The organism is Oceanobacillus timonensis, assembly GCF_900166635.1.
GTDB classification, from domain to species: domain Bacteria; phylum Bacillota; class Bacilli; order Bacillales; family Amphibacillaceae; genus Oceanobacillus; species Oceanobacillus timonensis.
Window position 1 is genome coordinate 3,461,107 of the sequence record NZ_LT800497.1, and the last position, 19,931, is coordinate 3,481,037.

General features: G+C 35.7%; 20 protein-coding genes and 8 tRNA genes. 9 read left to right on the forward strand and 19 right to left on the reverse strand.

Features of this window, described 5'->3' with window-relative positions; translation table 11 throughout:
• Positions 1–23: 23 nt before the first annotated feature.
• The 4 genes from B7E05_RS16930 to B7E05_RS22215 all read right to left on the reverse strand — a co-directional run bounded on the left by B7E05_RS16930 (position 24) and on the right by B7E05_RS22215 (position 2,462).
• A complete protein-coding gene (locus tag B7E05_RS16930) occupies positions 24–503 on the reverse strand; it encodes a GNAT family N-acetyltransferase (protein ID WP_080875308.1) in 480 nt (159 codons plus the stop codon).
• Positions 504–560: 57 nt separating this feature from the next.
• Positions 561–1,409, reverse strand: a complete 849-nt coding sequence (locus B7E05_RS16935) for an SDR family oxidoreductase (RefSeq protein ID WP_080875309.1) — start codon at positions 1,407–1,409, stop codon at positions 561–563.
• Positions 1,410–1,488: 79 nt separating this feature from the next.
• The gene (locus B7E05_RS16940; RefSeq protein ID WP_080875310.1) at positions 1,489–2,307 is read right to left on the reverse strand and encodes a glycosyltransferase family 8 protein; all 819 of its coding nucleotides are present in this window, start codon (positions 2,305–2,307) and stop codon (positions 1,489–1,491) included.
• On the reverse strand, positions 2,304–2,462 hold the full coding sequence (locus tag B7E05_RS22215) for a hypothetical protein (protein WP_179134566.1): 159 nt from the start codon (positions 2,460–2,462) through the stop codon (positions 2,304–2,306). The genes B7E05_RS16940 and B7E05_RS22215 overlap by 4 nt, the downstream gene beginning before the upstream one ends.
• Before the next feature lie 191 nt (positions 2,463–2,653).
• On the opposite strand from B7E05_RS22215, the gene B7E05_RS16945 reads away from it, so the two are divergent.
• The 4 genes from B7E05_RS16945 (at position 2,654) to B7E05_RS16965 (ending at position 6,131) form a co-directional block, all read left to right on the forward strand.
• Positions 2,654–3,235 (forward strand): NADPH-dependent FMN reductase, encoded by a 582-nt coding sequence (locus B7E05_RS16945; RefSeq protein WP_080875311.1) that lies wholly within the window; start codon positions 2,654–2,656, stop codon positions 3,233–3,235.
• 157 nt (positions 3,236–3,392) lie between these two features.
• Positions 3,393–4,109, forward strand: a complete 717-nt coding sequence (locus B7E05_RS16950) for an SDR family oxidoreductase (RefSeq protein WP_080875312.1) — start codon at positions 3,393–3,395, stop codon at positions 4,107–4,109.
• A 634-nt stretch (positions 4,110–4,743) separates the two neighbouring features.
• Positions 4,744–5,757, forward strand: coding sequence for a hypothetical protein (locus B7E05_RS16960; protein ID WP_080875314.1), 1,014 nt, complete (start codon positions 4,744–4,746; stop codon positions 5,755–5,757).
• A gap of 62 nt (positions 5,758–5,819) precedes the next feature.
• Entirely contained in the window at positions 5,820–6,131 is a 312-nt protein-coding gene (locus tag B7E05_RS16965; protein ID WP_245833285.1) for a DUF5362 family protein, read from the forward strand.
• Positions 6,132–6,354: 223 nt separating this feature from the next.
• Here the strand turns inward: B7E05_RS16965 and B7E05_RS22220 are convergent, their stop codons facing one another.
• From B7E05_RS22220 to B7E05_RS16975, 3 genes are all read right to left on the reverse strand, one after another.
• Positions 6,355–6,501, reverse strand: a complete 147-nt coding sequence (locus B7E05_RS22220; RefSeq protein ID WP_179134567.1) for a hypothetical protein — start codon at positions 6,499–6,501, stop codon at positions 6,355–6,357.
• A gap of 82 nt (positions 6,502–6,583) precedes the next feature.
• Positions 6,584–7,129, reverse strand: a complete 546-nt coding sequence (locus tag B7E05_RS16970; protein ID WP_080875316.1) for an NAD(P)H-dependent oxidoreductase — start codon at positions 7,127–7,129, stop codon at positions 6,584–6,586.
• Positions 7,130–7,548: 419 nt separating this feature from the next.
• The gene (locus B7E05_RS16975) at positions 7,549–8,595 is read right to left on the reverse strand and encodes an LLM class flavin-dependent oxidoreductase (protein WP_080875317.1); all 1,047 of its coding nucleotides are present in this window, start codon (positions 8,593–8,595) and stop codon (positions 7,549–7,551) included.
• 202 nt (positions 8,596–8,797) lie between these two features.
• Here B7E05_RS16975 and B7E05_RS16980 point away from each other — a divergent pair, with 202 nt between their 5' ends.
• Entirely contained in the window at positions 8,798–9,169 is a 372-nt protein-coding gene (locus B7E05_RS16980; RefSeq protein WP_080875318.1) for a winged helix-turn-helix transcriptional regulator, read from the forward strand.
• A 336-nt stretch (positions 9,170–9,505) separates the two neighbouring features.
• Here the strand turns inward: B7E05_RS16980 and B7E05_RS16985 are convergent, their stop codons facing one another.
• On the reverse strand, positions 9,506–10,366 hold the full coding sequence (locus B7E05_RS16985; RefSeq protein ID WP_179134568.1) for a LysR family transcriptional regulator: 861 nt from the start codon (positions 10,364–10,366) through the stop codon (positions 9,506–9,508).
• Between the two features lie 31 nt (positions 10,367–10,397).
• Between B7E05_RS16985 and B7E05_RS16990 the strand changes: the two genes are divergently transcribed.
• Both B7E05_RS16990 and B7E05_RS16995 read left to right on the forward strand, forming a co-directional pair.
• Positions 10,398–10,757, forward strand: coding sequence for a DMT family transporter (locus B7E05_RS16990; protein WP_080875320.1), 360 nt, complete (start codon positions 10,398–10,400; stop codon positions 10,755–10,757).
• Positions 10,750–11,073: a DMT family transporter gene (locus B7E05_RS16995; RefSeq protein ID WP_245833138.1), complete on the forward strand. Its 324-nt coding sequence runs from the start codon at positions 10,750–10,752 to the stop codon at positions 11,071–11,073. Before B7E05_RS16990 ends, B7E05_RS16995 begins: the two co-directional genes overlap by 8 nt.
• A 322-nt stretch (positions 11,074–11,395) precedes the next feature.
• Here B7E05_RS16995 and B7E05_RS17000 read toward each other — a convergent pair whose 3' ends face one another.
• From B7E05_RS17000 to B7E05_RS22615, 11 genes are all read right to left on the reverse strand, one after another.
• Positions 11,396–12,796, reverse strand: a complete 1,401-nt coding sequence (locus B7E05_RS17000; RefSeq protein ID WP_080875322.1) for an NCS1 family transporter — start codon at positions 12,794–12,796, stop codon at positions 11,396–11,398.
• Positions 12,797–13,330: 534 nt separating this feature from the next.
• Positions 13,331–14,464 (reverse strand): NADH-dependent flavin oxidoreductase, encoded by a 1,134-nt coding sequence (locus B7E05_RS17005; protein ID WP_080875323.1) that lies wholly within the window; start codon positions 14,462–14,464, stop codon positions 13,331–13,333.
• Between the two features lie 466 nt (positions 14,465–14,930).
• Positions 14,931–15,014 (reverse strand) — tRNA-Leu (locus tag B7E05_RS17010).
• 13 nt (positions 15,015–15,027) lie between these two features.
• Positions 15,028–15,113 (reverse strand) — tRNA-Leu (locus B7E05_RS17015).
• A gap of 10 nt (positions 15,114–15,123) precedes the next feature.
• Positions 15,124–15,199 (reverse strand) — tRNA-Lys (locus B7E05_RS17020).
• A 91-nt stretch (positions 15,200–15,290) separates the two neighbouring features.
• Positions 15,291–15,365, reverse strand: a tRNA-Gln gene (locus tag B7E05_RS17025).
• Between the two features lie 7 nt (positions 15,366–15,372).
• Positions 15,373–15,449 (reverse strand) — tRNA-Asp (locus B7E05_RS17030).
• 28 nt (positions 15,450–15,477) lie between these two features.
• Positions 15,478–15,549: transfer RNA gene (locus tag B7E05_RS17035), tRNA-Glu, on the reverse strand.
• Positions 15,550–15,565: 16 nt separating this feature from the next.
• Positions 15,566–15,656: transfer RNA gene (locus B7E05_RS17040), tRNA-Ser, on the reverse strand.
• A 5-nt stretch (positions 15,657–15,661) separates the two neighbouring features.
• Positions 15,662–15,736 (reverse strand) — tRNA-Asn (locus tag B7E05_RS17045).
• A gap of 259 nt (positions 15,737–15,995) precedes the next feature.
• A complete protein-coding gene (locus B7E05_RS22615; RefSeq protein ID WP_342745007.1) occupies positions 15,996–16,220 on the reverse strand; it encodes a zinc ribbon domain-containing protein in 225 nt (74 codons plus the stop codon).
• Between the two features lie 181 nt (positions 16,221–16,401).
• On the opposite strand from B7E05_RS22615, the gene B7E05_RS17055 reads away from it, so the two are divergent.
• Positions 16,402–17,574, forward strand: coding sequence for a site-specific integrase (locus B7E05_RS17055; RefSeq protein ID WP_080875325.1), 1,173 nt, complete (start codon positions 16,402–16,404; stop codon positions 17,572–17,574).
• A 12-nt stretch (positions 17,575–17,586) separates the two neighbouring features.
• On the forward strand, positions 17,587–19,926 hold the full coding sequence (locus B7E05_RS17060) for a hypothetical protein (RefSeq protein WP_080875326.1): 2,340 nt from the start codon (positions 17,587–17,589) through the stop codon (positions 19,924–19,926).
• Positions 19,927–19,931 lie beyond the last annotated feature (5 nt).

Genomic DNA, 19,931 nt, shown 5'->3' on the forward strand with positions numbered 1-19,931 from the left:
TTTTACCATCACTTGGCGATATTCTAAATAACGACAGCCATTTTAACCGTTTGAAAAGTATGATTCAACAATGTCTCGCTAAACGTTTTTACATACGTGAATCCATGCTTTCGGTAAAATGTTTCTGCTTGATGATTTCCCTTCTCCAAGTAAACCACTAGTTCATCGCCGCTTTGCAACGCCTTCTTTATTTCCTTTAAAAGCGCGCTGCCCAAGCCTTTGGATTGAAATGCGGGATCAACGTAGATAGCAGAAAGATTATTTTCTTGCTTACTTCGATGCAGATTTGCAAATGCCACAACCTCATTTTCCATTTCTCCGACGAAAAAGATTGTTTTCTCCAGTTTATGATGGAGTTGATCAGTAGAATACGCTTTTGCTAAAAATTGTTCTTGAACCGCCATCGGAATCAAATCTTTATAAGCCGCTTCCCATGCTGTTTGAGCGACCTGCTGAACGGCAGCAAAATCAGCTTTTACTGCTGTTCTGATAGTTATCCCCATTGATCTGCATCCTCCTTCTCATTCATATGCTGCTGCATAACATTTATTTTCACTTCCTTATACATCATCCGTACGTAATTTTGTCCACTGCATACTTTTAGTATATAGATCCTTTTGAAGATCTTCATTATACGTAATAGGAGAAGTCTGCTCTATCTTATTATCTTTAAAAAACGCGCCTGTCGTGTCTGCCACTTCATCCGATGTTGCTAGATAAATCGGAGTAGCTGCACCTTGTTCCGGATTTTTTGAAAATACCTTCATAACTGGACGTAGCCATTTCGGTGCCAGCCGTGTTGCTTGCGGCGTATAAATAAAGCCCGGGTGCAGCGCGTTCACCGTAACGCCGCTGTTTTTCAAACGTTTACTCATATAATACGTCATCATAAGCACAGCCGTTTTTGCTGTTTTATATGCTTGCATCCCTGCATAATCAGATGATGTTTGATGGACCGCATCTTCCGGATGAAAGTTTTTATCCTGCACGACAGATGCGATGTTAATAATTCTCGCCGGACTGGAAGCTTTCAATGTATCAAGCAGCAAATGCGTTAATAAAAATGGTGCCAAATAATTCACCGCAAAAGTCATTTCAAAACCGTCTTGATTAACCTGGTACTGGCCGAACACACCACCAGCATTGTTTATTAGAACGTCTAAGGTTGCGTAATGCTTCTGCACTTGTTCTGCCAGCTCCCGAATATCCTGCTGAGAAGACAAATCAGCAATAAGCAAATCAACATTCTTATTACCAGTAGCGCTTATTATTTTTTGACGCGCTTCTTCTCCTTTTTCGCCATTTCTGCACACTAAAATGAGTTGATAATTTTGCCTTGCCAGCTCAGCAGCTGTTGCGTAGCCAATCCCTGAATTTCCTCCCGTTATCAAAGCCGTTTTTCTTTCCATAAATATTCTCACCCTCCTTAAAATAATCAACTTCAGCACAACAGCGAAAAATAATATAGTTTGAATCTATAGCAATGAATCAACGTACTTCATCCTTAAAAGCCATGTTCTCATAATGTTTGTACAAAGCGTGAAATTTTCCGTTATAATTCTTATGCCATGGCTTTTTCTTGCCGCAAAAATGAAGAAATACGGTGTAGCGTAAAACATGGTCAATGTCGAAAAACCCATTGGTCTTTAACTTATAGTAACGGTAATATCGTGCATCATAATTATAAATTTTTTCATCCAAACTTTTGATTTTAGCAGAATACAGTGCATTCAAAATATCCTGATCAGGTAAAAGCAATCGTTTCCGATTCTTTTCGACAAATGTAAAGATGTCCTGTTCCTTGATCCATTTTCTTTGAAGAGGCAGGTTCATCAGGAGTACCCCAGAATTATAATATTCATCGATTTCATATGCATTCAGCCTTAGCTTGTTTACATCTTTGACGTTTATAAAACCGTGATAGGCAGCAGCATATAAATACCCTTCCATTTCCATGTCGTATAATTCCCGAACAGGGTTGAGAACAAGAATATCTGGATCAATATATAAAATACGATCCAAATTCGCAGGTAAAAATTTAAAAGCCAACAACCGGTAATACATTTCCGTAGTAAAGTGTTTGAGGGTAGGTGTGTCAGCAAAATAAGTCTCGTCAACTGTGAGGACTGTTAATGTGTGTCCATAATCCTGAATGTATAACTCCAATTTTTTCAATTCTTGTTCATCAATAGTGGAATGCATTACATAAATCGAAAAAGATTCCCCTGGATTATTGGAGAAAAGAGAAGTCAGCATGACCTTCAGAGGATGTAAATAATGACTGTTTAACGTAACCAGAATGTTCATACAATAATATCCTTTCCAGCTCGTTGCACTACACGAAAACGTAATCGTTCATCCTCCATAAGATAGAATACAATCATCGACTTCGATTTATTCGAAATAGTATCTAATGCAATTTGAAATTCTTTCCCATTTCCACCTTTAGATTGATGCATCATTTTAAATCTCTCCTTCGAATGAAAGCTTCAGAAATCCTTTCATATCAAATAGTTTCCTAAAAGGAACTAGGTTTAAATAAAGTGCCTACTTTTCAATAAGAGACTCTGGGGTTATTATAACTCTAGTAATCAAATGAATACAATCTTATTATTTGATTCATTTTATATAAATTTATACGGAGGGTTTTAACATGACTAGAATTGGAATTGTTACAGGAAGTACACGTGATGTACGTGTGAATTTACAGGTTGCGGAATGGGTCAAAGATTTTGCGGATAAGAAAGATATCGATGCAGAATTTGAAATTGTTGATATTAAAGAAAGCGGACTTGGTCGTTTTAACGAAGCTATTCCACCGCTTATGACCAATAAAGATTACGCAACAGAAGAACAGAATGCTTGGTCCAGAAAAATTGATTCCTTTGATGGATTTATCTTTGTGACACCGGAATATAACAAAAATTTCCCATCATCTCTTAAAGACCATTTAGATTATTTAGGTGAAGAATGGCATCATAAAGCAGCTGGTATCGTAAGCTACGGTTCTACCCTTGGTATTGCAGCTTCCCTTGCACTACGCACAACTTTATCTAACTTAAAAGTTGCAACTGTCGAACCACAAGGCGCATTCAGCTTATTTAATGACTTTGAAAACATGGCAACTTTCAAACCAATGGAAGTGCATAAACCAAGATTTGGTGAAATGATTGATGACGTTGTTGCCTGGTCAAATGCACTTAAATCTGTGAGAAAAGAAAAAAGCTTCGCATAAAGTGAAACGTCATTCTAGAAATTAGCGCCCATTATTCTCCGCCTCACTAAATAGAGTTTTAAACGCTATTTTGAGGCAGGAGTTTTACGGGCGATTTTTCAAAATAAAGAACAAATCATTTATTCAAAATATGAATGGAAAAGAGGCGAGCGTAAATATGAAACTGACAAACAAAAAAATCGTTATTATCGGTGGTTCTTCTGGTATTGGTTTAGAAACGGCAAAATTAGCTATTGAACAAGGAGCGGAGGTAGTGATTGCCGGCCGTTCTCAAGAAAAGTTGCAACAGGCTAAAAAAGAAATCGGTTCCAATATAACAGCGTATAGTCTTGATTTCACCATTGAAAAAGAGGTACAAGCATTTTTTGAAAAGATTGGAAAACTTGACTCGTTAGTCGTTACTGCAGGAATTGCGACATACGGTAACTTTACGGAAACGGATTCTGCACAAGATCGTCAATTGTTTGAAGGGAAATTCTGGGGACAGTATCATGCCACAAAATACGCTGTACCGTATCTGCCGGAAGATGGTTCCATTACACTCTTCTCTGGCGTCGTAGCATTTAAAGCAATGGAAGGTGCTTCGGCATTGGGAGCAGTTAATGCTGCCATATCCAGCCTGGGCCAAACGTTAGCCTTAGAATTAGCTCCTCTCCGCGTGAACGTTGTTTCTCCTGGAGTAATTGATACACCGTCCCGTTATGGTATGCCTGAAGAAGAGCGAAAAGCATTCTATAACTCCATTGCAGAAATGTTGCCGGTAAATCGTGCCGGTAAACCGGAAGACGTTGCTGAAAGTGTTATTTATTTACTGCGTAACGAATTTTCTACCGGGGAAATTCTTCATGTGGAAGGCGGACACAGATTAGTCTAATTTAATAAAATAATAGTTTCCTGTTTATGCAGGAATAGAACATGATATGCTCTCTTTAAATAGTAGATAGAGAAATAACGAACCTTCTCTGAAACTATTTAGAGAGCATTTTTTATTTCTAAACATATAATCAGATAGGCCGAAAAACTAACCTAATCTCCCGCCTAAAAAAATGAAATCGTCTAAAACCATCAACTTTCTTATTTCATAAAAAAGGGCCATACATGGTAATGGTAATATGTTACAATATCGACTGATAGTAAGAATCTCATCATGAAAGCAAGGAGGGGTATACATCGAAGCATTAAACAAAAAGCACCTGACACGTATTCAAATATGGGGAATATTTGTCGGAGTTATGCTGTTTATCTATGGATTGCTTCTATTTTTCACAGGATTTTCTGCTGGGCTTATTGCGCCTGTTCCTGGCATTATCCTGATGATATTAGGCAGTTTTTTATTTAAAACAGGAACACTTGCGAGAGATATCAAAAAAGATGCCTCAAGAATATTTATTTTAGAGGCTTTTTTAAAAAATCATCTTTGGTTCCTGCTGCTCACAAGCATACTAGCTAGTCTGATTATTTTGTTTTACCTTATATTTTTTATTTTTATTACATAAGAGGGGGTTAACATGAAGAAAATATTGTTTTTACTGATGCTAACAATCATCCTCTCAGCTTGCAGAACAGACAACATAGAAGAAAGCGCATTGGATTTGGAAACAAACTGCAGCTCTTTGGAGACGGATATAGAAGAAGAGTTGGAGAAAAGGGTTTCTCTTTTTAAAGGGGATACGTATGAACCTTTGAAAGAAAAGCTTAATGAGGATGTATTGACGTCTAAGGAAAATTTAGAAGAAGAACTGGCAACAGTTGCCTACTCTACCTGTATTGATGTGGAAGAATCGTCTATTGAAAGCTATGACAAGGTATACTTTTCAATGCTAGAATATTTTCATACTTACATGATGTCAAACAATAAGGAAGCCTTGACAATAGAAGAAATAAATCACAAAGGACGTGCTTTTACTGATTATGCAATAAATATTGTATTGGATGATGGTCGTCAAGCAGATATCTTTCGTTTTGATCCTTTTACTTATAGCGGTGATGTTTTATCTAAATTAGATGACGAAACCGTTATGGAATCATCGGAAGAATTGTATGCTTCTGAAATGAAAACAGATTTTATTGACAGGATTTTTTCTGGGTTAGAAAACCCGCTGAATGCAGCATTCTACAATATTCCAAACATCTTAGAAGAAAAAGATCTTGAAAAATGGGAGCCAGATCTCGATAAAAACGCAGATGCATCCAAATTTTGGCATCTACATGCCATTATTATTGATGGGGATATAAAGGAACAAAATCTATTAAGCAAGAAAGAAAACTGGCGAGATACCAAAATATATCCAAGTTATCGTACGTATAACATGATAGAACGGCTTGAGGATGTTCACGATATCTCTTCTGATATACCTTATCCGAAAGAAGCGCTCGAGAATGAGGAATGGTTCAAAGCAACGGATTATATGTTAGAAAACATGGAAAAAACGGTTAAAGATGGCCAATTTGATGAGGACTTATTCGATATATACCAATACATTCACGTCGGGGAAGGATACTTAGGCGAATTGAAGCTTTAGAAAATATGATGAATGAAAAACAAAAAGCATCACTTTCGGAAAGGAGCATTTTTTTGGAATACGTGCACCCAAGATACTTTAAATGGATTCATATCCTGAGCAAATTTCTCGGTATTGTCACCATCCTGTATGGCATATTCATTATCATTCAGAACTTTCCGTCCATTATCGGACCTATTCCCGGGCTCGCATCTATTTTGCTAGGTGTTTATTTATATAAAAATGGAATCGAAGCAAACCGTCTTTTGAAATCGGACAGAAAAAGCAAGCAGGCTTTTGAAGGAATGTTAAAATACTATGGCTTATTTTTAATGATGAATGGGCTGTTGATTATAGCGGCGATTATTTTATACACCATTTATATATATTTATAAAACGAAACTTCATTCAGTTGACATTTTACTGGTGGTTTTCCGTAATAAATAGAGAATCACGCCTTACTAAAAAAAGAAATACAAATCAATCTCTTTGAACACACTTTGATTTGTATTTCTTTTTTATTATAATCATTCTCTACACCTGATACACTACTTCCAGTCTGGTTTCAATCGATTGATTTCCCAGTTCAGGCAGTGCCTTTAAGCTTGATTCATCTGGTTAGCATTTTTCCTCCTGTGCTTTTTGTAATGAACGATTGATAGTAGAGACCACTAGTTGAATGCGGACAATACTTGGTGAAACAATGACTGCACCGACACCAGTAATGGTAATTGTTCCCTGTTGGTTATTGTGACATTCATACATTCCCCTGCCATTCTAAGTTGCAGCAGGATGAACCATTCAATATGATTAGAATACTTTTTATTCTTGGCAGCTCATTACTACATTAACGCACAGAGTTTAGTGTTTGTTCTGGGTTCAATACATAACGCACATATTCTTTCGCAATTGTTGCAAGTTCTTCATCCGATTTATGCCCTATACCATTTACTGCAAATGGCGGCAGATAGTTTGCACTGACAAAGTTAGCAGCCGCTTCCAGAGGACGTAATAATTCGGCTACGGTGAATGTAACATCCCCCTTTGCTGTATAATCTTCCTCAGCAACGCCTGTCGTTACAGCAACAATGACTTCTTTGCCCTGAAATTTGTCTCCGTTTGTTCCAAAAGCCCAACCATAGACAATGACTTCTTCCAACCATTTTTTCAGCAATGGAGGTGCACTGTACCAGTAGAAAGGAAATTGGAAAATGACGCGATCATGATTTTCTACCAGTTCGTGTTCTGTTTGCACATCGATTTTTTCATCCGGATAAGACGCATAAACATTATGAACTGTAGTATCAGGATGCTTTTTAATTTCTTCCACTAAATAACGATTACCACGGGATTCGGATAAATTGGGGTGAAAAACGAGTACTAAGGTTTTCATTTTATATTAACTCCTTTTTATAAATTGTTTTTGTTTGATTACTAGGGTTATAATAAACCCTAAGTTTCCTTTTGGGAAGAAGGCACTTTAATTAAACATAGTTACTTTTATGAAACCTTTTGTCATATAAAGGATTCCGCGGCTATCTTTTTAATAAAAGATTAAAATTGATGCATCAAGCTAAAGATAAAGAAAAAGTCATGGAGAATGAATTAAAATACTATCAAATCATTTAGTTCCCAAAAAAATCAACCCTGTCAAAAATAATTTTGCAGGGTTTTTGTTATCGATTAAACTTTTATCTTTTTTATTTTATGTTCAATCAAATGCTGTTAAATCAATATTTTTCTTTCATATGTTTTAGAAACACGCTAGTTATAGCATACTGCATATGAAGAAAAATGATTAATTTTTATGGATTACTTATTTTTCAGTAACTCTTTCACTCTCGGAATGACTTTCTCACCATACAGGCGAATTGTCTGGAAGCGATGCTTTTGAAGCTGTCCTCCCACACTATACACTAAATTAAATCGTTGAACGCCAACCGCTGGTATCATTTGAGCAATTTTCTGTGCAACAGTTTCCGGACTTCCAACATAATAAGATCCATACTTAACTTCGTAGTCAAATTGTTCTCTTTTCATCGGTGCGCCGCCTCGTTCTCTGGACACTCTGTCCATGGTGGCTTTTATATAGTCCCAAGCAATTTCTTCTGCTTCTTCATCCGTTTCAGCAATAACACCTAAAGAATGCATACCTACAGATTGAGGTGGATTCCCTAATTCTTGCGTTGTTTTATGATAAAGATCCACAAAAGGCTTAAAGCGCGTTGGATTCCCACCAATAATGGCTAACATAACAGGAAAATTATATTTTGCTGCACGGACAATCGACTCTGGAGTACCGCCCACGCCTACGACAACATCCAGTTTTTTATCCAATTTCGGATAAACTTGAACATGATCAAGGGATTGCGTGAGATTTCCTTTCCAAGTGACTGGTTCATTTTTAATTAACTCATTCAAAAGCGCAATCTTTTCTTCAAAAAGTTCATTGTAATTTCTTAAATCATAACCAAAAAGCGAAAAAGACTCTATATAAGCTCCACGCCCTATCATCATTTGAGCACGCCCATTTGATAAAGCATTAATGGTCGCAAAACGTTCTTGTAACCGCACTGGATCATCTGAACTTAAAACAGTAACACCTGTACCGAGTGTGATATTCTTCGTTACTAAAGAAAGCGCAGCTAAAACGGTATCCGGACTGGAGATAGAATACTCCTCGCGGTGATGCTCGCCTAATGCAATCGCATCAACACCATACTCATCCGCCAGTTTCGCTTCTTCCACAATGTTTCGCAATGATTCTTCATAGCTCATCCGTTCTTTTGTATCATCTTTATAAGCAATATCACCAAATGTATCCAGGCCAAATTGCAATTGGTCAACATTTATATTCATCGATAAACCCCCATATTCTACCCCTCCGTATAAATTTACATAAAATAAATCAGAGAATTATATTGTATTCATTTGACTACTAGGGTTATAATAAACCTAAAGTTTCTTTTTAGAAAGAAGGCACTTTATTTAAACCTAGTTACTTTTAAGAAACCATATGATATATAAAGGATTAATACTCTTATAAAGGAGAGATAATAAAATGGCCAATCAACCTACAGGCGAAAACTGTAAAGAACTTCAAGCAGCATTAGATATTATTTCAGGTAAATGGAAGCCGATTATTTTATTCCATCTTATGGAGAATGAGACATTACGTTTTAGCGAACTCCAACGAGCTATTCCGGAAATCACAAAAAAAATGTTAACTTCCCAATTAAGAGAATTAGAATATCATAACATTATCGATCGCAAAGTTTATCAACAAGTACCTCCAAAAGTGGAATATTCCATGTCGGATTACGGTCATGGATTAAAGCCATTATTAGTATCGATGAGAACTTGGGGCTTTAATCATTTGGAGCATTTAGAGAGTCTACACGGGAAAGACAATGAAAAAGTCATGGAAAATTAATTCCATTTATTACAGGAATGGGAGAAAAAAATGGATAATCTGATGTAAAAGGAATTCATTAAAAATGCCAAGTCACTCTAATAATGAGTGACTTGGCATTTTTTACGGACAGATTATTTATAACACATTCATTATTGTTTATGTTAAATAAACTTGGTACTACTTGATTCTTTTTAGGGGCTATACTTTTTTTATTCAACTTTCTCATTACATAGTTCGTTCAAGTTTAATGCCTCCCCTGCCATAAAACAGAATCAATGTTTATATTGGTTTACTCCTCTTCATTTTTAATGGCTCATAACCTAAAGTTATATCACTATGACAAAACTGTATTTCTCAATCCAAAAATGAACGGTTATACTGTTTCTCAAATACTTTCCTTAATAAATAAAGGATTTTTTTGTTTGAAGCATATAAATACATCTTTCTTTTTAATGGAGCCTCTTCTATAGGAATAAATTTTACACCTTTATAATTTATCTTTTGAACAACCATAGCTGGAAGATAGGAAATACCGGCTCCTTGAGCAACAAACCCGATAAGTGCATGATAAGGCATTTCCATAATGTCTGGTGATTTTTCTACATGATTTTTTATGAGATACTCTATTCTGCTGTATAAAGGAGTGTGGATAAAAGGTAAAATTTGTGTATATTTCAAGCATTCAGTTATGGATATACGTTGATTGTTAGCACATTCATATTTTTCCGGAACAGCTGCATAAAATTCATCATCAAATAGCCAAGTAGAAAACAACCCTTTTTGTTGAGGATAGTCCTGAATAATTGCACCATCGATTTCACCAGATTTCATTAACGGAATTAAATCGATTGTATCATCCGTGACTTTCGTTATTTGTATATTTAATTGGCCTGTATTGCCGAAATAATCAGGGTAATAATATGTTGCTAAAAAAGGATCGCTACCTATTTTGATATGTTGATTACTCATATGTTTAGCAATAGCAAATCTTAATTGATGAATAGTAGGTTCAATATCGTTGAAAAATTGTTCCCCCTTTACAGTGAGGGTAATCCCTTGTGAAGAACGGTTAAAAACAGAAAAACCTAATAACGCTTCCAGTCTTTTTATTTGCTTTGTTAAAGCTGGTTGAGAGACATATAGCTTTTCAGCTGCCTTTGTCATACTTTTTTCTTTCACGACAGTGACAAAATATTCAAGAGTTTGTAAATTCATCCTATTCACATCCCAAAGAGAGGTATCACTCATGTATTATGTAATTCTTATCTTATCTATCCTTTTCGAAGTAAGCGCTGCAACTTTTATGAAATTATCAGAAGGTTTTACTTCATTTATACCTTCCATGATAGTTATTATTTCTTACTTCCTAGCATTAACTTTATATATTTGGTTAACGAAAATCAAAGAATTAGGCATTATAAATGCTTTATGGTCTGGTGGAGGAACTATTTTAATAACAATAAGCGGCGTTTCTCTTTTCAATGAAACCATTTCCTTCATTAAAATATTGGGAGTATTGCTGATTGTCTTAGGGATTATTGGATTAAACCTCCCCCGCAAATATAATAATGCATTAAAACAACTAATATTTAAACGAGGTGAATAAGTTGGGTGCCATTTTACTTATAACAAGTATTATTTTTTCAATTATTACTAATGTATTTGTTAAGCTATCTCATGGTTTTAAAAATAAGACTGCAACTGTACTAGCCTTTTTATTTTTTGCATTTTGCATTTTCTTTTTAACTTTAAGCGTGCAATATATAGAGATTGGTATTGCTTATGCGATTTGGTGTGGGATCGTTTTAACTGGTATCACATTAATTGGAGTTATCTTTTTCAACGAATCAAAAAATATGGTGAAATTAATATCTATATTTATAATATTAATAGGTGTCATTATCCTTCAATTACAAAGTTAATAACGCAATATATAACGCTTCCTACTTTTGAGTTTAGCGATATCGGCGGACGATGTTGGCGATATACTGTTAAAAGATACTATGGTTTAAGAAGCACGATTCTCCCTAAAAATTAATAATTTTCCCAAATCGATACTTTGTTTATCCATCAGAATCATCATTTTCCGTGTTGTTTTTCTCCTCTTTCCTTATTATTGCACATTAAAACGGTATGCTTCCTTTTTCAACTAAATTAGTAGCCATCGTGAACTCAATTCCTGAATTTGCTCCTGCTATCAGTAATCAAAAACACCGATTTCCAAAGGGAACCGGTGTTTTTCGATTACTGATTATTATTCTTAAAGATTGTGTTTTTCCTAAACGCTGATTTTTTGAAAGTATACTTCATAAGAAGCGGATAGATAATAGCAGCAGATACGAAGCCAATAATCCAGGCTAAGTCGACTTGTATAAATGCCAACCCTGCAGCTATAAGCATCGCAATGATTGCAGCTTTGTTTGTTCCAGCAAATTGACCATCTTTTTTATATAATTCTTTTACATCAATGTGTTGTTTTCTAAGCAGGTAATATTCAACAAGCAAGATTGCTATCATCGGCCCCAAAAAGGCGGAATAAGTGAGTACAAACATGTCCAATCCTTTTGCATTGTCATCCTGAACAAGTATCCAGGGAAAGGAAACGGCTGCAAGCAGTCCTGTAATTATCACAGCTATCTTATAATTCAGCTTCGTAAATAATTGGATAACATATGTCGGTGTTACAATATTCGCCACCATGTTTACTGCAATGGAACCAAATACAATAAATACAGAAATAAATAATTCAATATACACATTATCAAATAACGCCGGCAAGCCGCGTGCCGGGTTTGTAAAACCAGTTGCACTTGCCAGCATCGCACCTACTGCAATCACAGAACCATATGCGATGACAATCGGAATGAAGTAGAGCAATCCTCTCTTTTTATCTGAATAACCTGTTTTCAGCTCTCTTGAGTAATCAGCAGCACTCAGGAAAATAGCTGCGTAATTACCTAGAAAAATCATTATAAATCCCCAAAAAGGAATTCCCCAAGAACCTGATGTGTTGATCCATGTGTCCCTTATCGCATCACTGTGGTTTGTCATTAAAATAGTAAATACCGTAATTACTATTCCCATCAGAACAACAGATGCAACTGATTCAACCCATTTAATACTCTTAAAGCCTTTCATGGAGAGTAAGATTTGGATAGCTAATAAGATAATAAAACCTAGCGCCACGTTATCCAGAGCGCCATTACTTATAATGATAAATATTTCATTTAATGCCGTACCGCCAATCCAGCTTTGAATGCCATACCATATGACTGCTGGCACAGCACGAAGCAAGGAAGATACAAGTGTCCCTTTTTCACCGAATGACATTTTTAATTGTGTTACATAGGGAATGCCTGTACGATACCCGGCGCGATCATTTAATGCAAACATAAGTGATATAATGCCAATCGCGATGATAGCTGCAGTAAAAGTTTGCCAGATATTGAGTGTTGCAGACCCGGCAACAATAACACTTGCTCCCAGTGTCATATTTCCCATATTCACACCGTCACCAATCCATAATGCGCTATATCCGAAAGTTCCCATCTCTCTATCTTCCGGTCCTAAAGGTTGCAGAGAATCCGTTTGTGCTGCTGCATCAGCATTTTCTAGCAGTTCATCATTGTTTACTTTCTCAGGCATTTTTCCAACTCCTATGTTTATAATATTTGTTTTCTTATCCATGAGTTATAATAGATGATAGTTCTGCTGGCGATCTTATTGGTGCTGGTCGGTGCGTTCGTTTCCAGTAAGGATTTCCAGTTGTCATCAAAAATCCTTTAACATCAAACACAATCTTTTCATGTCAATTTTTATAGAAATAAACTCCCTCTTCATCCCATTGGAGGTACATTCAATATAACTGAATAAATGATTGCTTTCAATGTTCCATTCCTACACCTACTATGTTTTAACTATACACAAACCGAAACATTAATGTCAATAAAGTTAACATGAATTGTTATATAAATTAACTTATTAGGCTTCATATCATTTAATTAAAAGGCTTTATCCACAAGTAATATAAAGAGAGTTGTTATTCAATAAGAAGATATAAACAGAAAAGAAATACAGCTGCAAAAATGATTTGAAAATATGTAAAGCAAAGACCATAAGAAAAACGCCAAAAAGCGTTAAATATCACTTTATGGCGTTTTCCCCATTCCTTTAAAAGAATTACTTCTCATCCGTTCTTGGTAATGGATAGAAACCATCATTAAATTGTTCCCATAAATCAGGCGGTAAATCATGATGATCTTCTCTATCAGGATCAAATTCTGACATAATTTCTTCTTCTTTACCATTTTGAATTTTATTAACGAAATGATGATCTAATAAAATTTCCCTGCCTAAGGCTAATAATTCAATATTATTTGATTCTATAGCTTCTAGTGCTTGTTCAGCCGTAAAAATGGAACCAATACCAATTAACGGCATACGCCCATCTATCCACTGATGCAGTAATTGAATTCTTTCTTCCCCTTGATATTTACCTTCACGCGTTTTAGCGTGTATATCCATTAAGGAAACATGTAAATAATCAAGCGGTTTTTCAATTAAGTTTTTCACTAATTCCTCCGTGATTTCCATACTTATACCCGGAGTTTCTGCTTCTTCGGGTGAAAATCTATAACCAACAATAAATCCCTCTGCTGCATAAGCTTTAACTGTATCAACAACCTCATCTACCACTTTCATTGGGAATTTCAATCTATTTTCTCCCCACTCATCGTCACGACGATTATAATATGGTGAAACAAATTGATGGATTAAATAATGATTTGCGCCATGGATTTCCACGCCATCAAACCCTGCTTCAATAACTCTGCGTGTCGATTCCCCAAATGCTGCAATGGTTTGTTCTATTTCGTCATGCGTAATTGTTCGAGCATCATGCTCCCCTTTTTCATCGAAACTTTGCAAAGTAACAGGGCTTGGAGCAGCTACATCTCCGTTCGGTGTTAAATACGGCAGTGATTGTGCCCCGCCATGATGTATCTGCACAATAGCTTTTGCTCCATTTTTCTTCATCGCTTTAGCTAACCGCTTCAAACCATCCAGATCCGAATCATGCGCAACGGAAGGTTGGCCCGGAAATGCTTTTCCTAAATCAGTCACATTACTGGCTGCAGAAATTGCCAATCCTACATCTTTCGAACGTTGCTCCATATAATTAATTTCCACATCAGAAATGGTTCCATCATCGTGTGAAGATACGTGTGTGAGTGGCGCCAAGACAAATCTATTTCTCAATTCTACCTTGTTAGGTAATGTTACTTTTTCAAATAACGGTTCAAACTTTTCATCCATTGCTATAATGCCTCCTGTAATACGAAACTTCATTGCTAGATATTTTACTTCATCAATTATTCGGGAAATAACGAAATGATAAGCAAAAAAAGCAACCTGCCTATCTTTTTTATACGTAAGACAATGTCTAACGTCAATAGATCCATTGTCCATGTTCTTAGATTCTAAAGGTTCCAGCTTGTTATGTTAGCTAGAACATGAAAAAACTCTATTAGATTCTATGGCATACATGTTATTCGATAATTTCCGATATGTCAACTTACATCCTAAAATTACTTCAATATGGAAAATAAGCCCTTTATCTGATTCTATTTATTGTTTCATAAAAATATATTATTGCACTAAACTGTTATCCGTACTCGTTTGTGCTCCCACACGAAAAAAGCACTCATTTACCATAATCGGAATGAGTGCTTTTTAAATCCCAAGAGCTACCAACCCTTGATATAATCGGCTTTACATTTGATGCGGTCGGTGGGAGTCGAACCCACACGGGTTATTCACCCACCAGGCCCTCAACCTGACGCGTCTGCCTTTCCGCCACGACCGCAAAGAATATAATATGGTGCGGATGAAGGGACTCGAACCCCCACGTCCAACGGACACTAGAGCCTGATTCTAGCGCGTCTGCCAATTCCGCCACATCCGCAAAATAAAAATGGTGAGCCATGAAGGATTCGAACCTTCGACCCTCTGATTAAAAGTCAGATGCTCTGCCGACTGAGCTAATGGCTCCTCTGTGATAAATGACTATTTATAGTCTCTATCAATAAAAAAATACTATTATCAGTAATAGTATCAGCATGTACTCTTTCTAAAAATAAAATGGCTGGGCCACCAGGATTCGAACCTGGGGTACACGGGATCAAAACCCGATGCCTTACCGCTTGGCTATGGCCCAACTATAATGGCGGTCCGGACGGGACTCGAACCCGCGACCTCCTGCGTGACAGGCAGGCATTCTAACCAGCTGAACTACCGGACCAATTGTTTATTTTGAATTTTTAAAAAGATGACCCGTACGGGATTCGAACCCGTGTTACCGCCGTGAAAGGGCGGTGTCTTAACCACTTGACCAACGGGCCATTATAAAAATGAAAATGGCGGAGAAGGAGGGATTTGAACCCTCGCGCCGCTTACACGGCCTACACCCTTAGCAGGGGCGCCTCTTCAGCCACTTGAGTACTTCTCCAATAATGGCTCCACAGGTAGGATTCGAACCTACGACCGATCGGTTAACAGCCGATTGCTCTACCACTGAGCTACTGTGGAATGTAAAGTAAACAGGTACTTGCTATGTAAAATCCTTATTACGCAACAACAAGAAATATCATACAATATATCCTGTTTTTTGTCAACAAAAGGTCTTAAATTTCTTAAAAACTTTTTTCAGCTTCGAAATAAGTACATACATTCCAAGCAATTTGACAATAACTGTGATGCACAATTGCTTACAAGACAAAGTGTCATCTCATGTCAGCTTAATTAATTTACCACGTATCATATGTATTCGTCAATACCTATTTCAAAATTAAACCCGAATTAATTTTCCCCTGCATTTTCCGCATCGAAATCTGGAAACATCTACTTTTCGAATTCGTTTATAAATCATTTTACATTTCTCACATTCATATGTATACCGGTAACGATTCTGCTGAGAAGGCAGCTGTTTGCAGTGTCGGGGAGATCCTGTTTTGGCAAGCAGCTCTCTAAATGCTTTATCCCGATGCTGGTATCCTTTTCCTTCAATATGCAAGTGATAATGACACTTATATGATATATTTTGGTTTTAACCCTATTTGTGGTTTTTACTATTTATATATATTAATTACTCAATGTTTCGACAAGATATCACCTCTTTTTCATGGTTTTAATGGAGGCGTTTTGATATAATTATTATTATTCAAATAGTTGAATATTTATATAGGGGGGTGTTTGTGATACATACTAGATTTGGTCTTAGGTCTTCCATTACCACTTTAAGGACAAATCAGAAAGTAAAGCAGTGTCATATAGTTATTATTAACGAAACGGGTTTGTATAAGGTACACCCTGTTTCTAACTTCCTGTATGAAAAGAAAGGCTCTAAATACAACACCTTAAAAACCAAGGGGCAAACAGTAGTTAGGTTTCTGAATTGGTTTGTTGAAAACCATTTTACTTTTGGAGAACTTGAAGCAAGATTATCCACACTTAACATTAATAAAGTGGAGTACTATATCAACTGGTTGCTTTCAGAGGGAAAATCAAAAACTACTATATTAAATAATCAACTTACACTTAAAGAGTTTATTGGATTTCTTATTAGAAACGGAATAATTATTAATAAAGAAACTATTCAAGAATACAATGAAAGACTTTGTAATAAGATCAGTTCCTTCTTCCAGTTATATAGGAGACCTAATCCTAGACAAACAGAGTTAGTCCATGAATTGAATTTAAACTACATAATTAGTTTTATCAGGTTAGCGATAAAACACACAACCCCAATAGCATTAGGTGTGTACCTTCAATTTTTTGGAGGGCTTAGGAGGGGTGATTGTGTAAACCTAACCAGAAGTAGTGTAAAGACAAAAGGTTCATATGGTGAATTTGGGTTAGAACTTGATATCCGAGAAAGGAATTTGAGAACTGACTTGAAGGATTTTGACGGAACAGACGGGGTTAAAAGACCAAGAATACAGGTGGTGTTTGCTAATAGATTACTACCTTTAATATATGAGCAGCACTCAAAGACATATGACGATATAACAGGTCAGGATGCTTTATTTGTGGATAAGAATGGTTTTCCTATGAGTGGACGTACATATCAACAACAATTTAATAGACTGAAAAAGAAATTCATAGAAAAGTTATTACAAAGCGAAAACCTAGAGACAAGTAGTTATGGGTTTTACTTAAACAATAGGAGATGGAGTACTCATATTGGACGTGGCACTTTCTCCAATTGGATCGCTGAAAGTACTGGTAATCCACTAGATGTGGCAATTGCACGGGGAGATAGCAATATTGAGTCTTCTTTATCTTATATGGAGCAAAGTGAAACCTTCTTGAATGGGGTAAATGAAGTGTTAAATAAAATGTATGAAAATGCTTGGGAATATGATTAAGGGGCGTTATACATGATTTGGACACAGGAACAACTTAATATGAAAATAAAAGAATTAGAAAACGGAAATAAACCTTTAAGTACTATGGAAGTTAGTAAATTATTAAGCATATCAACTAAAACAGCAATTGATTATTTAAAACCCGCAAATGTAATTAGGGTCACTAAAGAAAAAAATAACTATTACTGGGATAGAGAGAATGTCCTGAATTATATTACCAAACATGAAAACTACCATTACCTATTGAAAGACTCACCTGAATATGTTAGTTCTAAAGAATTAGAAGAGCAGTTTGGGGCTATATTAACTATTAGCCAAATTCAACATATCCTGAAGAAAAACAAAGATACTAGGATCTCTATGGCAGGTTTGGTTTATAAAATAAAATATCGTAGAGATAAAATTGAGGAGGAAATTACCACCGTTAAGCCTATAAATAATGAAAGAACTTTTACAACATTAAACGGAACAACATTAACCTTGAATAATGTAATGCATAACAAGGACTACATCCTGTATATGAATATAGTCAGAGAGTTAGGTTGTCCTAAGTGGTACGTTAAGCACCTTATTAAATATAAACAACTACCTAATTCAGCAGACTTCTCAACTACAGATAGTTCTAACTCCCATACTTATGTCCATATTAACGACTATCCTATTTTACTAGATTTGCACACCAAAAAAGTAGTGTTTGGCGATAGAAACTCCCTCTCTGATTTCAGTGAGGAAAAAGAGCCTATTGATCGTTTTAACAATATGCTAGGGAATTACAGTTTTGAAGACGACTTTCCAACTACCCACAACCTGTATTACGACTTTGTTAGTGACTACATTGCCAATACAAGAACTCTATATGTGTACAATTATGTTACAAGTTTGTCTAGAACATATATGAACATTAAACCCTTACTGACAAAAGAGATATTTCTGTACAGCAATAAGGAACTTGAAATGCTATTTTTAAATGAATCGTTACTGAAAAAGTCTAAGGAAGTGTTGGGAAAGTTTTTGAAATTCATTAAGACAAAAACGGAAACCAATTACTCCACTGTTCCAGTAGTTAGAACTAGAGTAAACCAAAAAAATAAAACTGAAACATATTCTAGAGAAGAATTTTACAATATGTATCGACAAGTGAATGATATAAATAGGCATCTTGAAAAAGCCATTAACAGTCAAACCTATTGCCAAGATTGGTTTTTACTAATAATGACATTTAGTAATGCATGGAGATTTCCAGACATCATTAAAATACCAAGCCCAAACCTAAACTTACTTAATACTCAACATTTAAGTTTCAACTGGTTTAAGAAAAATATATTGCCACCCGAGAAAAGCATAAGGTTGATTAACGACTTACAGAAGAATAACCGTTTCATCATAAATAAAACCAATGCATTAAATGAGTTATTTGTTCCTACTGACATGACTGTAACATTTGCAACAGCAATATCGTTGTTGGAATTGTTTAGGAAAGAAAGAGATTATGATACAGACACTCTATTCCCTAACTATATAAAACCTTCAAAAGATGTGAATTATTTTAATTACATGTTTGAAGGGGATGTGCCTTCATTTTCTTTTAAAAAGACAACTAAATCTTTATTAACATATAGTTATGTCACAGCAAGAAATATGGACAAACATGCAGGTGCTGCCAATGCTATTTCCACAAGATTACGTGGTCACAAAAATGTTGACACTATACAGCACTATGTGCTACCTACAGGTGACGATTTCGATGATATTTTCAGACATTTGTACCGAAGAGGACATTTTGGCTATCTGTATTCTTTAATGGTGGATTTATCCATAAAACAAGGTGAAAAGGAATTGAGTTTGGAAGAAAAAACTGAATCAATTGAGGAACTTATCAAAGTATTTTCACCAAAGGACTTAGAGAATTCTAGTGCTTTTTACTTTGAGCAAAGAAAAAAACTACTAAGTGTTTCACAACAAGTCATTCAACTCTCAAAAGAGGAACTAGATCAAAAATTAACAGGTATTCATAACGGGAATATGCCCTCCTACCGATTAGAAGGTCAATGCTTCGTTAGCGGGGAATGTAATCAACCTGGACGCAACTGTAGTTCTTGTAAGTACTTAATTCCTAAAGTGTCATTTTTGTTAAGTGCAAAGAACGAAATTGATGACTTAATTGAGGATTTAAGGATTACTGAGAAACAAAATTACAATAGACGAATGAAATTGACTTATCTTATTTTAAGTTTGTTAGCTGTTGTAAATCAATCAGTTAAAACATTTGGCAAGGAATATGCTAATGAATATTTTGACTTCGGTGACTTAAAAATGAGATTGTCTTCTGTACAAACTAAAATGTTGGAGTGATAATA